Origin of the sequence: Methylobacillus flagellatus KT (assembly GCF_000013705.1) — a bacterium.
GTDB lineage: Bacteria > Pseudomonadota > Gammaproteobacteria > Burkholderiales > Methylophilaceae > Methylobacillus > Methylobacillus flagellatus.
This window is the reverse complement of sequence record NC_007947.1, coordinates 485,363-501,117: the sequence shown is the minus strand read 5'-3', so window position 1 is coordinate 501,117 and position 15,755 is coordinate 485,363. Positions and strand designations below refer to the sequence as shown.

General features: G+C 53.7%; 11 protein-coding genes. 10 read left to right on the top strand and 1 reads right to left on the bottom strand.

The genetic code is table 11. The annotated features are described in order from the left end of the window. Positions 1-13: 13 nt before the first annotated feature. The 7 genes from MFLA_RS02465 to MFLA_RS14270 all read left to right on the top strand — a co-directional run bounded on the left by MFLA_RS02465 (position 14) and on the right by MFLA_RS14270 (position 9,063). A complete protein-coding gene (locus tag MFLA_RS02465) occupies positions 14-6,010 on the top strand; it encodes a hemagglutinin repeat-containing protein (protein WP_011478850.1) in 5,997 nt (1,998 codons plus the stop codon). A 415-nt stretch (positions 6,011-6,425) separates the two neighbouring features. Next, positions 6,426-6,701: a hypothetical protein gene (locus MFLA_RS14295; protein ID WP_195742054.1), complete on the top strand. Its 276-nt coding sequence runs from the start codon at positions 6,426-6,428 to the stop codon at positions 6,699-6,701. Further along, positions 6,698-7,087 carry a hypothetical protein gene (locus MFLA_RS14290; protein ID WP_011478847.1) on the top strand — a complete coding sequence of 130 codons (390 nt, stop codon included), beginning with the start codon at positions 6,698-6,700 and terminating at the stop codon, positions 7,085-7,087. The genes MFLA_RS14295 and MFLA_RS14290 overlap by 4 nt, the downstream gene beginning before the upstream one ends. A gap of 131 nt (positions 7,088-7,218) precedes the next feature. Then, complete coding sequence (locus MFLA_RS14285) at positions 7,219-7,581, top strand: hypothetical protein (protein ID WP_011478846.1); 363 nt, start codon at positions 7,219-7,221, stop codon at positions 7,579-7,581. Between the two features lie 54 nt (positions 7,582-7,635). Continuing rightward, a complete protein-coding gene (locus tag MFLA_RS14280) occupies positions 7,636-7,995 on the top strand; it encodes a hypothetical protein (protein WP_011478845.1) in 360 nt (119 codons plus the stop codon). A gap of 104 nt (positions 7,996-8,099) precedes the next feature. Continuing rightward, positions 8,100-8,798, top strand: coding sequence for a transposase (locus MFLA_RS14275; protein ID WP_011478844.1), 699 nt, complete (start codon positions 8,100-8,102; stop codon positions 8,796-8,798). 79 nt (positions 8,799-8,877) lie between these two features. Next, positions 8,878-9,063: a hypothetical protein gene (locus tag MFLA_RS14270; RefSeq protein WP_195742052.1), complete on the top strand. Its 186-nt coding sequence runs from the start codon at positions 8,878-8,880 to the stop codon at positions 9,061-9,063. Between the two features lie 478 nt (positions 9,064-9,541). Here MFLA_RS14270 and MFLA_RS02455 read toward each other — a convergent pair whose 3' ends face one another. Further along, entirely contained in the window at positions 9,542-13,357 is a 3,816-nt protein-coding gene (locus MFLA_RS02455; protein WP_011478843.1) for a DUF3683 domain-containing protein, read from the bottom strand. Positions 13,358-13,557: 200 nt separating this feature from the next. Between MFLA_RS02455 and MFLA_RS02450 the strand changes: the two genes are divergently transcribed. Genes MFLA_RS02450 through MFLA_RS02440 form a run of 3 tightly spaced genes read left to right on the top strand, consistent with a single transcriptional unit; the run spans position 13,558 to position 15,290 of the window. Then, a complete protein-coding gene (locus tag MFLA_RS02450; protein WP_048811817.1) occupies positions 13,558-14,064 on the top strand; it encodes a peroxiredoxin family protein in 507 nt (168 codons plus the stop codon). Position 14,065: 1 nt separating this feature from the next. Beyond that, complete coding sequence (gene hemJ, locus MFLA_RS02445; RefSeq protein WP_011478841.1) at positions 14,066-14,479, top strand: protoporphyrinogen oxidase HemJ; 414 nt, start codon at positions 14,066-14,068, stop codon at positions 14,477-14,479. 13 nt (positions 14,480-14,492) lie between these two features. Then, positions 14,493-15,290, top strand: a complete 798-nt coding sequence (locus MFLA_RS02440) for a hypothetical protein (protein WP_048811511.1) — start codon at positions 14,493-14,495, stop codon at positions 15,288-15,290. The last annotated feature ends 465 nt before the right edge of the window (positions 15,291-15,755 follow it).

The following is a 15,755-nucleotide window of genomic DNA, read 5'->3' as shown; positions in this document are numbered from 1 at the left end:
GGGAGACATCGACATGAACAAGCACCGTTACCGCCTGATATACAACCGTGCCCGGGGCCTCATGATGGCCGTGGCGGAAAACACCGCCACCCGCCGCACCACACTCGGCACACACTCCGACGCGGTGCGAGAATCCCCCGCTCTCGCGCTGGCCCACATTGCCCCACTGCCCCTAACCATCATGCTCATGCTGGGAACAGTCATCATCATGCCCGGCACAGCCAAGGCCGAGATCATCGCCGATCCATCCGCACCTCCCAGCCAGCAACCTATCATCGACAACACCGCGAACGGCCTGCCTCTGGTCAATATTCAGACACCCAGCACAGCCGGGGTATCACGCAACACTTATAGCCAGTTCGACATCAACACCCATGGCGCCATCCTTAATAATAGCAACACGAATGTGCAAACCCAGCTCGGCGGCTGGATACAGGGTAACCCACTGCTCGCAGGTGGCATGGCCCGCGTCATCCTCAACGAGGTCAACAGCAGCAGCCCCAGCCTGCTCAACGGCTTTATCGAGATCGCTGGTAGCCGCGCCCAACTCGTCATCGCCAACCCGGCCGGCATCAGCTGCAACGGCTGCGGCTTCATCAACGCCAACCGCGCCACCCTCACCACTGGCAATCCCATCGTCAATGGCGGCAACCTGCTCGGCTATCGCGTAGGCGGCGGCAACATCAGCTTCCTGGGCAACGGCATGGACGCCCGTCATGCCGACTACACTGACATCATCACACGGGCCGTGGAAATCAACGCAGGCATCTGGGCCAAGCAACTCAACATTACCACCGGCAACAACCACATCAACATCGACAACCACGGCAACCCAACCGTGATCTCCCGGCTCACCCCCGCAAGCTCCGCCACGGCCCCAGCCTTTGCCGTGGACGTGGCGGCCCTGGGCGGCATGTACGCAGGCAAGATCCACCTCATCGGCACCGAGGCCGGGCTGGGCGTGCGCAATGCGGGCAGCATCGGGGCCAGCGTGGGCGAAATCGTGGTAACGGCCGATGGACGCATTGTCAATACAGGGACACTGGCAGCACATACCAATCTCGACATCGCCACCAATCAAGACTTGCAAAATGCGGGCACCATCAATGCCAATGCCAGGGTGAGCCTGAACGCGGGGGACATCGACAACACCGGGGAAATTTCTTCAGCCAGCACCATCCTGCTGAGCCAAGCAACATTGACCAATCGCGGCACAATAGACGGGGATAACACCCATATCAATGCAGGCAGACTGGACAACATCGGGCACGGCAGCATCTTCGGCGACCACCTCAGCATCCAGGCTGGCGAGATCAACAACCTGGCTGAAAGCGTGAATGGCACCACCACAGCCGCCATCATGGCCGGGCGTACCCGTCTCGACATAGCCACCAGCACACTACTCAACAGCGACAACGCCATGCTGTTCAGCGGAGGCGATATCGCCATCGGGGGCATTCTCGACGCAGCGGGAATAGCCACAGGCCATGCCGCCTCCATCATCAACCGGGACGCCACCATCGAAGCGCTGGGCAACATGGTCATCAACGCAAATGGGCTGCAAAACCTCAACACCGGCCTGCAAGTGGGAAGGACAGCGGAAACCACCGCAGGCTACGACAAATTCACCCCAGCCGGCCAAGGTGTCGTCTGGGATAGCGCGGACTATCCCGGCGCGCAGATAGGCAATGTTCATGTCGTATGGCGCTCCGCCGGGCCATACACATTCCGCGAATACACGCGCTACCAGGGCACCCTTTATACCTCCCATACCGAAGTGATCGCATCCACTCCCGGCAGGATACTCGCCGAAGGCAATATGCAGATCACAGGCAACCTACTGAACAGCGATAGCCAGATCATTGCCGGTGAAGTATTGGACATCAGCGGCGCAACGGTACAGAACGTCAATACCGAAGGCCAGACCATTGCCCGCCACAGCGGCGGCGCCTGGTATTACGATTGGGACGGCAAGGATAACGAATACGACATCGACTACTTGGGCAACCACAGTCCCGGCAACATCGTCACCACCTACAATCTCGCCACTACCCGCCTAGAAGGCAATGCCGCGCCCCCAACCAGTGGTACCGTGGTGGCAGGTAACCCAAGCGCAGTCAGCAACAACGCATTGTTCCAGGCGCTTCCAGATACAGCGGCAGACTATCTCATCGAGACCAACCCACGCTTCACCAATTACCGCACGTGGCTAAGCTCCGACTACATGGTGCAGCAACTCTCGTTCGACCCGGCTATCACGCAAAAGCGTCTGGGCGATGGCTTCTACGAACAACGCCTGGTGCGGGAACAGATTGCCGAACTGACCGGCAGGCGCTTCCTGGAAAGCTACGCCGACGACGAAGCCCAATACCAAGCCCTGATGAACGCAGGACTCACCATGGCCAGCCAAATGCAACTCATCCCCGGCGTCGCGCTTTCAGCGGAGCAAATCGCACAGCTCACCAGTGACATCGTCTGGCTGGTGGAACAGGAAGTCACCCTGCCCGGCGGCACTATCGCCAAAGCCCTCGTGCCGCAGGTATACGTACGCCTGCAGGACGGCGACCTAAACCCCACGACCGGCATCATGGCGGGCAACAGCATCAACATCAATGCCACAGACACCATCACCAATGGCGGCACCCTGGCTGGGCGCACCCTGGCCGTGCTCAATGCAGACAACATCCAGAACCTGGGCGGCAACATCAGTGCTGATGTCACGGTCTTGAAAGCCACCGGCAACATCGACAATATCGGTGGCACCATCATGGCAGGAAATGCACTGGTACTCGAAGCCGGCAGTGACATCAACATCGAAAGCACCACGCAAAGCCATGCCCAGACCATAGGCGCCAGCAGTTTCAGCCGCACCAACCTCGACAGGGTTGCCGGTTTATACGTGAGCAACCCCGATGCCGTCCTCGTCGCCAGCGCAGGCAACGATCTCAACCTCATGGCTGCCAGCATTGTCAACAGCGGCGATCATGGCGCCACCTCGCTCGAGGCGGGCCACGACATCAACCTGGGCACGGTGCAGGTCGCCGAACAGAACAATAGCGTCCGCAACGCCAAGAATCGCGTCAGCTACGGCTCAATCCAAGACATCGGCACCAATATCCACACCAGCGGCAATATCTCCCTGCAAGCTGGTAGCGACATCAGCATCAAGGCAGGCAACCTCAACAGCGAAAACGGCAACCTCGGCATCGCCGCATCAGGGGACATCACCATCACCTCAGGCGAAGCTGGCAGCAACTTCGATCTTGCCCGCAAGACCAAGCGCAGCAGCGGGCTAAGCAGCACGACCAGGACCTACCGCACCATCGCAGAATCCACCGAGGCCATCGGCAGCACCCTGAGTGCAGACACCATCAGCCTGCAAGCCGGCACACCTGCCGGAATCGCATCCGCGGATACGGGCAATATCAACATCACCGGCAGTCATGTCGTCTCCACCAACGCCACTTCTCTCAATGCCAGCGGCGATATCAACCTCAATACGGCTGACAACACCAGCTACACCTTCAACCAGAAAACCACCAAGAAATCAGGCTTCTCCGCCAGCGGCTCCAGCATCGGCTACGGCACCAGCAACCTGAGCCAAAAGCAAACCGGCACCACCATCACCCAGACCGGCAGCACCGTGGGCAGCGTCGAAGGCGATGTCACCATCCAGGCAGGCAACACCTACACGCAAATCGCCAGCGATGTGCTCGCGCCACAAGGCGATATTGAGATCAGCGCCCAACAGGTCAACATCACCGCAGGCAACAACACCTCCACCCAGACCACCGAGACGAAGTTCAAGCAGAGCGGCCTGACGCTGGCGATCACCAGCCCGGTCATCTCGGCGATCCAGACCGCAGAGCAGATGAAGCAGGCCGCCAGCAATACTTCCGGTGTCCGCATGCAGGCATTGGCAGCAGGCACCACGGCATTGGCTGCCAAGAACGCTTTCGATTCCACCCAGCAGGCATTGTCCGCAGCACCGACAAGCAATAGCGTCACCAATGCCGCCAATCAGGCAGGCGGAGTGAATCTGTCGCTCAGTATTGGTACTTCAAAGAGCAGTAGCACCTCCACGCAAACCAGCAGCACAGCCCAAGGCAGCACGGTGATGGCGGGCGGTGATGTCAACATCACGGCGACGGGGGCTGGGGAGCAGTCGGATATCAACGTCATCGGCAGTACAATCAAGGCGGATGGGGATGTGAGCTTAAAGGCGGATGATAAAGTAAACCTAATCGCTGCGCAGAACACGGAAACACTGAACAACAAGAATAAAAACAGCAGCGCTAGTGTCGGCATCAGCATCGGTTCCAACGGGCTTGCCGTCACCGCCAGCGCATCACAGGGTAAAGGCAAGGCCAATGGCACAGATATCACCTGGACTGAGAGCGTAGTTGAGGCTGGCAACAAGGTCACGCTGGAAAGCGGTACAGATACCAACATCATCGGTTCGCAAGTCAGGGGGGATCAAGTAGTGGCCGATGTGGGCACTACAGGCAAAGGCAACCTCAATATCCAGAGCTTGCAGGACATCAGCACTTACGACAGCAAGCAGAAAAGCACTGGTATCAGCGTCAGCATGCCGATTGGGGCTGGCATGGCAGGCGGTTCGTTCAGTTCGTCCAATACCAAGATTAAGAGCGACTATGCCTCTGTCAACGAACAGGCAGGCATCTATTCAGGCGATGGCGGGTTCCAGATCAACGTCAAGGGGAATACCGATCTTAAAGGTGCGGTGATCGCATCTACTGGAACCGCGATTGCGGAAAACAGGAACAACCTCTCCACGGGAACGCTCACCGTCTCAGATATCAAGAACCAAGCAGAGTATGATGCCAAGGCGACATCGGCGACGATAGGCGGTGGTATCCAGGCTGGGTTGCCGCAGCTATCCGGGGCGGGCATGGGCTCGGATACCGGTCAAGCCAGCAGTACTACAGTCAGCGCGATCAGTGGCGGTACAGTCGATATTACAAATGACGCAGAACAGCAGACAAAGTCCGGCACGGATGCCGCCACCACAGTCGCCCTACTCAACCGCGACGTGCATGTGGATGAGCAGGGCAATGCGGTGGATAGCCAAGGTAACAGTACGGCTAATACCATTGCGCCTATCTTCGATGCGGAGAAGGTAGCCAAGGAGATTCAGGCGCAGGTGCAGATTACGGAGGCGTTTGGACAGCAGGCCCATTATGCTGTAGGCCAGTATGTTCAGGAAAAACGTCGAGCATTACAGCAACAACTTAAAGAAGCAGTAACGCCTGAGGAAAAATCAATCATTCAGTCGCAACTCAAAGATTTGCGACTGCAAGAGCAGGTTATGAATGTACTGATTGGGGCCGTCACCGGACAATTGGATACAGTGCTTGGCAAGGAAGCTTTATCTACTGCAGCAGAAAAAATGAGAGAAATCACCATCGCAAACTCAAGCCTGTTTAAAGGAATCACCGATGGCAACACGGTGCTCAACAACACATCAGGCGAAAGCGAAGGCGTTCGCGGCGACGGTATAAAAGGCGGAGGAACCAGGGTTGATTTGGATAATATCTGTGGCCCAGATAATGCACGATGCGTAACTCGAAAAGATGAAAATGGAAATAATGTACTTGTTCTAAAAGATGGCATGGTGCAATGGCACCCAGACAACAATATATCACTAGCCGAATTCCTCAAGTCCCCTGAAGGACAAAAGGCTGCTGGTGCAACAGGCGGCATTCAAGGGTGGTTAGGAACATTATTTGGTCATGAATATCAGCCGGGTAGCTGGCAAGATAAATTGATAGAGGCCTTCGGTGGAACCCATGACTATATCGGAGGGCAGATCACGGGCTTGTATGACGAACAAGGAAATACAAAACGTGGAATGGAGAGCACAGAACGATTCATTCGGGATCGAGTATCCGAATTGGCAATTTTACCATCCACTCCATTTGCCATGGCGGAGCTGTTGCCTCCTGAAGTTTGGACTGCTATTTCCATTTTATTGAAAGGCGCTAAATGAGAATAACCAGATTATGTGTCGCACTAGGATTAACAACTAGCCTTTCCGGGTGCTTTTGTTGGGGGTGCTTTGTTCCTCTATCACCCCCTCCTCCTTCAAAACCTCGGATAGAAAATTGGGAGAGACCTGAAACCTCTGCAGAAACTCGCTTGGCTGACTGGCAGGCATGTGGTGGAGATAAGAGCGGAAATTTTTCAATGGATCCAAAGGACTCCGCTGAAGAGGAGGATGTTCTAAAAGCCTATAAGCGACAAAGTGCGAAACATCAACGATGCCTGATTCGGAAAGGCTATCGTTATATCGGACATTGTAGCAATGAATACATGAAGTCTATGCCAGCTTGTGGCGCACCATAACCAGGAGGCATGTTTGTGAAAACCCCTGCCTGGAAGGGATTCAAGACTACATAGGCACTTTGTCTGACATACCCTATAAAGCCGGAAGTTGGCAAGATCAACTCATTGAGTCTTTTGGCGGCTCACACGATTTTATCGGAGGGCAGATCACGGGATTATATGACGAGCAAGGGAATGCGACACGTGGCAGATCAAATGCATTAATTAAAGCCCACAACACATGGAGTGCAACAGGAGCCATCGCACTTTCAGCCCCTTTTGCAATGTCTGAGCTGTTACCGCCAGAAGTCTGGCAAGCTATTTCTATTTCTATTTTATTGAGGAGTGCAAAGTGAGAGTAATGATAACGCTATTGTTCGCCATATGTGTTAGCTGTTTATTGATTGGCTGTACGATTGGTAATGGTCAAATTTGTGGACCACAAACACCCGCAGCTTACTGCGATAAAGTTGCCTACGACAGATTGAAAAATCCTAAGCCTTATGGTGCTCATTGGATCAAGGATAATATGACAAAGGAAAGCCGTCGAATGGATATTGCGGCTTGTGGTGCAAAAGGAAATGAAAGTGTAAATTTTCTTCCGCATGAAATCCAATCGGCCAAACAACCTGAAGATTTTAATAATGTCATGGCGGAGGCAAGACTCACTAAAAAGTGGGCCGATTGCATGCGCGATAAAGGTTATACCTATCTGGAGTATTGCGATGAAAGGTGTCTTTAGACTTGACTAAAAAAGAAACGCTGATAGCAATCAACAGCATCCAGTAGTATCAAGGCCATTTGCGATGTCATGACTGCTACCTTCCAAGATCTAGCAAGCAATATCAATTTTATTAGAAGATACAAATAAAAATGCGTAAATCAGTCTATTTTTTATTAGTTCTTAGTTTTACGCAGACAGGCTGCGGGATCGGTGGGTATTGGATGAATGGTGATCCTTTCTACAAACCCGACATCAAACCCTATATCTCCTATTGGACGAAGGAAGAAATGACGGAGGAAAGTCGTTTGAATAACTGGGTGGCATGCGGAGGGCTACCCAACGGTAGTTTCGCACTTGACAGAAAAAAACGACTTCCGGAAGAAAGCAGCGATGTATTCCGTGCTCGGCTGGAACACGACTTTGAACGTTGCATGCTACGCACTGGATATCGCTACACTGGCAACTGTTCCAGTGAGTATATGAAATCTCAGCCTCTTTGCGGTGCACCATAAATTCTAAGTCAATAGTCTTATCAGACTTTATTGATTGAAAGGTGCAAAATAAAAATGCGTACATCCGTCTATTTTTTATTATTTCTTAGCCTTACGCAGACAGGGTGTGGGATCGGAGGACATTGGATGAATGGCAATCCATTCCGTGAGCCCGTCAAACCTTATATTGATTATTGGGAAAAGGAGGGAATGACAGAAGAAAGTCGACTTAATGATTGGGCGGCATGTGAGGGGAGTGAAAATGGTACTTTCTCATGGAAAGTCAAACAGCAGTTTCCTGATGAGACCGATGAAGCTGCTCGTATGCGACAAGAGCATGCATTTCAACGTTGCTTGATTCGAAGTGGATATCGTTACATGGGAAATTGCTCCAGCGAATATATGAAGGCCAGGCCTCTTTGCGGCGCACCATAAATTCTCAAAATCAATAGGTTCACAGACTCTATTGATTGCAAGAATAATAGGGGACAGACCACGATTAATAGTAGTATTTAGGCCAATCTCTTATAAGGTTTAATATGCCCCGCCGCCCTCGAATTATTTTGCCTAATTTTCCGCAACACATTATCCAGCGAGGGAATAACCGATCTGTGTGTTTTTATGCAGATGAAGATTACATCAAGTATCTGGATTGGTTGAAAGACTATGCAAATGAAACAGGCTGCCAAATACATGCTTATGTGTTGATGACAAATCATGTACATCTTTTAGTTTCATCAGTTAAAACAGAAGCCATAAGCGGGATGATGAAAGCACTGGGGCAACGTTATGTGCAATACATTAACCGTACCTATACGCGCAGTGGCACCTTGTGGGAAGGACGCTACAAGTCTTGCCCGACCCAGGCAGAAACCTATCTTCTCACTTGCCAGCGTTACATAGAGCTTAACCCTGTACGAGCGAATATGGTTGAGCACCCTGCGGACTATAGGTGGAGTAGCTATCGAACTAATGCACAAGGTGAATCTAGTCATCTGGTTTCATCACATGCTGTATATAAAAGCTTGGGGCTGGATGATGAAGCAAGGCAAGCGGCTTATCGAGAGCTATTTCGGCATGAGCTTGAACCGAAGCTAGTGGATGAAATACGACAGGCCACTAATGGTAATTATGTGTTGGGAGACACGGGTTTTGCAGATCAGATTTCAGAGGCATTGAAGAGACGAGTATTACGAGGTAAAGCTGGTAGGCCTTTTAAGGCATCTCCTAGAAAATAAACGTGGTCTTTCCCCTATTGTTCCTGCGGGATCTTTTTGGGACAAACTAGCCGAGGCTTATGCAGGAACGCATGATACCTTGAACAGCGTAATCTGGTATGAAGAGTTGGGTAATGGTAAAAATTTAGATAAAACGGTAATTGGTGCAATAGGTAATGCAACCAATATCACCAATGTAGGATTAGCTACACCATTTGCATTAAGTGTTTTGCTACCACCAGAAGTTTGGAATGCTGTACTTGCAGTGATTAATTCAAATAAATAGGAGTTTACGATGAAGCTAATTAAGTATGTCTTATTAGTTGTTTTGATGTTTTTTCTATCTGCTTGTAAAAATTGGTGGCGCGGTGGATGGTGAAAATACCCAGACAATAGGGGACAATCTGTCTCCTATTATACTTTCGCTTTAAGTATTCTATTGCCGCCAGAAATTTGGAATGCGGTAATTTCTTTAATTCAATCAAAATGAAGGTATTTACTTAATTAATCAATATTATTATTTCTTAATTATTACACTTATTGAATTGCTTATGAGCGGATGTATCTCCAACTGTAGTGTTTCTGGATGTTGACCAAAAATTACCCCGCGTAGGGCGTACTCGCCGTAAGGCAAGTACGCCGTATTTTTATACTCTTAACATACGGCGCACAGCAAGCGAGTGCGCCCTACGAGCTCTCTTTCCAATGGAGAATCAAAATCAAGACCGGAGAAATTCTATTTTTTATGCATCTCTACAACATAGTTACAGCAACACTTTCTCTATGCCGCCGTTGTTGGCCTTCTGCACATAATCCTGCATCCAGTTCTCGCCCAGCAGGTGCTTGGCCATTTCGACGACGATGTAGTCGGCTTCGATGCCGGTATCCTCGCCATAGCGTGACAAGCCTTGCAGGCAGGACGGGCAGGAGGTAAGGATTTTCACGTCCTGTTCGGGACGGCCCGGGGTCAGGCCCATTTTCACCATGCCTTTTTCCAGTTCTTCCTGCTTTCGCATTTTCACCTGGGTCGCGATATCGGGGCGCGCGACGGCGAAGGTGCCGGATTCGCCGCAGCAGCGGTCGTTAAGCTCCACTTCATTCTTTCCAACCAGCGCTTGCGTTACTTTCATCGGTGCGTAGGTCTTCATCGGCGTATGGCAAGGGTCGTGGTACATGTAGCGCGTGCCGGTGATGCCCTCGATCCTGAAGTTCTTTTCCATCAGATATTCGTGGATATCCAGCAAACGTGCCCCCGGGAAAATGCGCTCGAACTCGTACTTCTGCAACTGATCCATGCAGGTGCCGCACGAAACGATCACAGTCTTGATGTCGAGGTAGTTCAAGGTGTTCGCGACGCGGTGGAACTGCACGCGGTTGTCCGCCGTGATCTGCTGACCCTTGTCGTGGTTGCCGCTCGAGGTCTGCGGATAGCCGCAGCAGAGGTAGCCGGGCGGTAACACGGTAATCGCGCCAGCCTCGTAGAGCATGGCTTGCGTCGCCAGCCCCACGGTGGAGAACAGGCGCTCCGAGCCGCAACCGGGGAAGTAGAACACGGCATCCGAATCCTCAGTGGTTTTCTGCGGGTTGCGGATGACTGGCACGATAGTGTCGTCCTCAATGCCGAGCAAGGCGCGGGAGGTCTTGGTTGGCATTGTTTTTGGCATCGGGCGGTTGAGGAAGTGGATCACCTGCGCCTTGATCGCTGGCTTACCCAGCGTCTGCGGCGGCGCCCTCTTGGTAGCATTCAATACGCCCAGCCGCTTGAACAGGCGATGCGCGATACGTTGTGCCTTGTAGCCGAAACCGACCATGGCGGCGCGCATGGCGCGGATGGTGGCGGGATCCTTCATGTTCAGGAAAGTCATCGCCACCGTAGTGCCAGGATTGAAATGCTTCTTGCCCTGTTCGCGCAGGAAGTTGCGCATGGCAATCGAAACATCGCCAAAGTCGATATCAACCGGGCAAGGCTTCTCGCAGCGATGACAGACGGTGCAATGGTCGGACACATCATTGAACTCGTCGAAATGCCTGAGCGAGATGCCACGCCGGGTCTGCTCCTCGTAGAGGAAAGCCTCGATCAGCAGCGAGGTGCCGAGTATCTTGTTGCGCGGGCTGTACAAGAGATTGGCGCGCGGCACGTGCGTGGTGCACACCGGCTTGCACTTGCCGCAGCGTAGGCAGTCACTGATGGAATCGGCGATCTCGCCGATCGCCGATTGCTCCATGATGATGGACTCCTGCTCCAGCAGGCCGAACGAAGGCGTATAGGCCGAATGCAGGCCGGAGCCCGCCATAAGCTTGCCCTTGTTGAAGCGGCCTTCCGGGTCGACCTTGGCCTTGTAATCGGCGAATTTCGCCACAGTCTTGTCGTCTAGGAACTCCATCTTGGTGATGCCGATGCCGTGCTCGCCCGAGATCACACCGCCCAGGCCGGTCGCCAGCTTCATGATGCGCGCCACGGCTTCGTGCGCAGTCTGCATCATTTCGTAATCGTCGGAATTGACCGGAATGTTGGTATGCACGTTGCCATCGCCTGCATGCATGTGCAGCGCGACGAAGACGCGGCCCTTGAGGACTTGCTTGTGTATCTCGTCGCAGCGTTCCAGAATGCGGCGGTACTCGCGCCCGGTAAAGATGCGATGCAGTTCCTTCTTGACATCCCGCTTCCAGGAGATGCGCACTTGGTGCTCCTGCACGGCACGGAAGATGTTCTCTACGGCAAGGTCGCTGAAATCCGGCCCGAGCAGCGAAATCGCGCCATCAAGGTTGTCCAGCACCGTCTGCCAATGCTGACGCGTGGCGGCAATCAACTCCAGCGCCATCTGGCGCTTGGCGGCAACGCTGTCAGGATCCGCCTGGGTCTCGTCGTCCTCATACAGGGGCAGATCGCCTTCCATAAAGACTTGCAAGGCATCCAGCAATTTGAGTTTGTTCTTGATCGACAACTCGATGTTGATGCGCTCGATACCATCGGAATAATCGCCCAGGCGCGGCAATGGGATGACCACATCCTCGTTGATCTTGAAGGCATTGGTGTGCTTGGCGATCGCGGCGGTGCGCGCACGATCGAGCCAGAATTTCTTGCGCGCCTCGCTCGACACCGCAATGAAACCCTCGCCGCCGCGCGCGTTGGCCAGGCGCACTACCTGCGAAGCCGCTTCGCCCACGCCGGCCTCGTCGTCGCTCGCGATGTCGGCGATGAGCACCATCTTGGGCCGCTCGCTGCGGTTCGCCTTGGTGGCGTAGCCGACCGCTCGCAGATAGCGCTCGTCCAGGTGCTCCAGCCCGGCAAGGATGGTATTGGGGTGTGCGTCGAGGTAATCCTTGATTTCCACAATGGAAGGCACTGCAAGCGCGACATGGCCGAAAAACTCCAGGCACACGGTACGCACATGCTTGGGCATGCGATGCAGGATGAAGGTCGCCGAGGTAATCAGGCCATCACAGCCCTCCTTCTGGATGCCGGGCAAGCCGGAAAGGAACTTGTCCGTTACGTCCTTGCCAAGGCCCACGGTACGGAAGCTGGGGCCAGGAATGTCGAGCAATTCCGGCTCCCCGATGATGGTCTGTCCGTCCTCTTCATAACGCGTGATACGGAACCGCGCGATTTCCACGTCGTGGATCTTGCCGAGGTTGTGGTCCAGGCGCTCGATGAACAGCCATTGCGCATCCGGCGTCACCATGCGCCAGGACACCAGGTTATCGAGTGCCGTGCCCCAGAGCACAGCCTTCTTGCCGCCCGCATTCATCGCGATATTGCCGCCTATGCACGAGGCATCGGCGGAGGTCGGGTCGACGGCGAACTCCAGTCCAGCGGCGCTGGCTGCCTCCATCACGCGACGCGTCACCACGCCTGCGCCGCAATGGATCACCGGCACCTTTTCCACCACACCCGGCAACTGGGTGTAACTGACCGCGGAATATTGGTCGAGCTTTTCGGTATTGATGACTGCGGAAAGCTTGGTGAGCGGCACGGCGCCACCAGTGTAACCAGTGCCACCGCCACGCGGGATGATGGTCAGGCCGAGCTCGATGCAGACGCGCACCAGTGCCGCGATTTCCTGTTCGGTGTCCGGCGTGATGACGACGAACGGATATTCCACGCGCCAGTCGGTCGCATCCGTCACATGGGAAACGCGCGACAAGCCATCAAAGCGGATATTATCCTTGCGCGTATGGCGCGACAGCCTGCTCAATGCGCGCTTGCGCAGCGCTTCTATATCCTCGAATTCCTGCGCAAATGCATCCACCGCCTTGCGTGCGGCCGCCACCAGCTTGATTACCTTGGTATTGCCCGCGCTGCGTTCGTCGATCGCCTTGATGCGGTGTGCCAGCGCATCAATTAATGCCTTGCGCCGTTTTTTGTTGGCGAGCAGGTCATCCTGTAAATAAGGGTTGCGCGACACCACCCACAGATCTCCCAGCACCTCGAACAACATGCGCGCCGAACGGCCAGTCTTGCGCTCGGATCGCAGTTCATTCAGTACGTTCCAGATATCCTCACCCAGGAAGCGGATGACGATTTCCCGGTCGGAAAAGGAAGTGTAGTTGTAGGGGATTTCGCGTAGGCGGGGTGTCATGCTGGGAATGGAAGCCAAAGACACAATTATATCATGGCGATAGATACAGAAATAAACGCAAATGCAGTGCTGGCGCGGCTTTCAAGAGAATGATAATTGTTAGCATACAAAATCTTCCGGCGCATTTCGGATGACAAATCCAGTGAAAAGCACCACAATGACATTCTAGATACGTTGATGTTGGAATGACTGTCTTCACCATGTCACAGAAATTACGCAAAGTCCTGATCCCTTTGGCCATTGTCGGCTTGCTTGCATTTCTTGGCTTTTCCCTGACACAAAAGCCGCAAGCGCCTGACATCACCTTCGTCACGCTGGAAGGCAAGACCATTCCCTTGTCTTCCCAGCAAGGCAAGCTGGTGCTGGTGAACTTCTGGGCAACCGACTGCCCTGGCTGCATCGCGGAAATGCCTGGGTTGATCCAGACCTACAATGAATACAAGGACAAGGGTTTCGAAGTGATTGCAGTGGCCATGTCTTACGATGGTATCCAGCAGGTCATCAATTACTCGCACAATAACGCCCTCCCCTTTCCCGTCAGCCATGACAGCAGCGGTGATGCGGCTATGCAATTCAACGATGTCCGTGTCACGCCGACTTCTTTCATCATCGACAAGCAAGGCCGCATCATTCAAAAATTGATCGGCGAGCTGGATTTCAGCGCCCTGCGCAAATTGCTTGACCAACACTTAGGTAAGGCGGGTTGACATGCTTTGGATCAAGGCTTGGCATATCGTGTTCATGGTGACCTGGTTCGCTGGCTTGTTCTATCTGCCGCGCCTGTTCGTCTATCATGCCCAGACTGAGGACCATGTCGGCAGCGAGCGCTTCAAAATCATGGAGCGCAAGCTGTTTTTCGGCATCATGACGCCTGGCGCGCTACTCACCATCATATTTGGCCTCTGGCTGTGGCATGGTTACGGTTTTTCAGGCGGCTGGCTGCACGCAAAGCTCACATTGGTCGCCCTGCTGATTGCTTACCACCTGTATTGCGGCAAGCTGCTGTTCGACTTCAAGCACGACCGCAACCGCCACGGACATGTTTTTTACCGCTGGCTGAACGAACTGCCTGTGCTCGTGCTGGTCGCAGTGGTGATATTAGTGGTTGTCAAACCTTTCTAGCCTGGATATGCCTATGTTCAATCGAAATCACTCATGGCTACTGCAATCCCTCAAGGCAAGCAAGAGCAAGCCGCGATTGCGCCTGTTGAAGATCTTCGACCTGACCCTCATGTCCTCCCGGCCATTGCCGGAAATTGAGCAAGAACTGCTACGGCAGCAAGACAGCCTGGCCCGCTATCTCAGCAAGCAGGCCAAGGCGTGCGGTGCCCAGCTTCCGGAAGTACTGGCCCAGCAAATCCTCATCATGCTGGAAAATGCACTGAAGGAAGAGTTGCGATACCCTGGCAGTCAGGCATTGCGCCAGGCCCGCACTGCCAGCGACGCACTGATCCATGCGCAATGTGACCACAGCTGGCGCAGACTGCGGGACTTCGGCATGAGTGCCAGCTTCATCAGCCTGCTGGGGATCACCTTGTTCATGTCATGGTATATGTTGCGGGAAACGCCGCCGATGCACAAATCCCCTTCCAGCCACCAATTATGGAACACGGTGGCACAGGAAGCAGTTGTTGCCAGCCCCCACCATGTAGCGGAACTGTACAGCGCCATAGAGCGCATGCGCCAAGGCAATTGCCATTTCCCGCAGGCACTGATGCTGAGCGCACCTGAACGCGGTGTCTTCCTGACCAACATCGTGGCCGGCAACATTTCCAGCCAGGCCGAGGAGATTACCTTGGCAAGCCAACTGCTCAACAAGGTCAGTTGCGAATACAAGCCCCTCACCATGCTGTCTGAATCCGAACAAGCCTATATCAAGGCCCGGCTGACAGTGCCTGCCGTCACAGCCAATAAACCCATCCAGCGGTCCTAGGCCGAGTTAATCAGGCAGCTCCTGATTTCCTGCTTACCATTGTGGCTAACCATGCTGGTAGCTTCCTGCCACAGGCCCGGCTGGAGGCATGCCCTGACGACCTGGCCCTTCCTTAATATTGGCGCTTCCAAGCATCTTGGGCTTGAATCCCACCTGATTAAGCGATTGAGGTTGAGCTTCGCGCCTGCTGCACACCCATAAGACATGCCGCAACTCCTGGGCGGCAAGCGCCCGCTCTGGCGCTGCTGACTGCCTTTGACCAATATGTGTGCATCGACTTGGCGGATACCAAGCCGCTCGACGTCCATATCGAAAACTCATAGATGCATACCTTTCTGTAAACAGGCGACCATATTTTTCCTATCCATATATCGTTGACCGTTTACACTTTTTTATATTTTGGTAACAGTTTGTTTACACTTAAATCAAGCAGGATTGACGCGCAAGACTTATACTCCCGGCATT

Excerpts from the sequence above, each read along its gene's own strand:
- MFLA_RS14280 (WP_011478845.1), top strand. The coding sequence starts at position 7,636 with ATGCGTACATCCGTCTATTTTTTATTATTTCTTAGCCTTACGCAGACA.
- MFLA_RS14275 (WP_011478844.1), top strand. The coding sequence starts at position 8,100 with ATGCCCCGCCGCCCTCGAATTATTTTGCCTAATTTTCCGCAACACATT.
- hemJ (WP_011478841.1), top strand. The coding sequence starts at position 14,066 with ATGCTTTGGATCAAGGCTTGGCATATCGTGTTCATGGTGACCTGGTTC.
- MFLA_RS14285 (WP_011478846.1), top strand. The coding sequence starts at position 7,219 with ATGCGTAAATCAGTCTATTTTTTATTAGTTCTTAGTTTTACGCAGACA.
- MFLA_RS02455 (WP_011478843.1), bottom strand. The coding sequence starts at position 13,357 with ATGACACCCCGCCTACGCGAAATCCCCTACAACTACACTTCCTTTTCC.
- MFLA_RS02450 (WP_048811817.1), top strand. The coding sequence starts at position 13,558 with ATGTCACAGAAATTACGCAAAGTCCTGATCCCTTTGGCCATTGTCGGC.
- MFLA_RS02465 (WP_011478850.1), top strand. The coding sequence starts at position 14 with ATGAACAAGCACCGTTACCGCCTGATATACAACCGTGCCCGGGGCCTC.
- MFLA_RS02440 (WP_048811511.1), top strand. The coding sequence starts at position 14,493 with ATGTTCAATCGAAATCACTCATGGCTACTGCAATCCCTCAAGGCAAGC.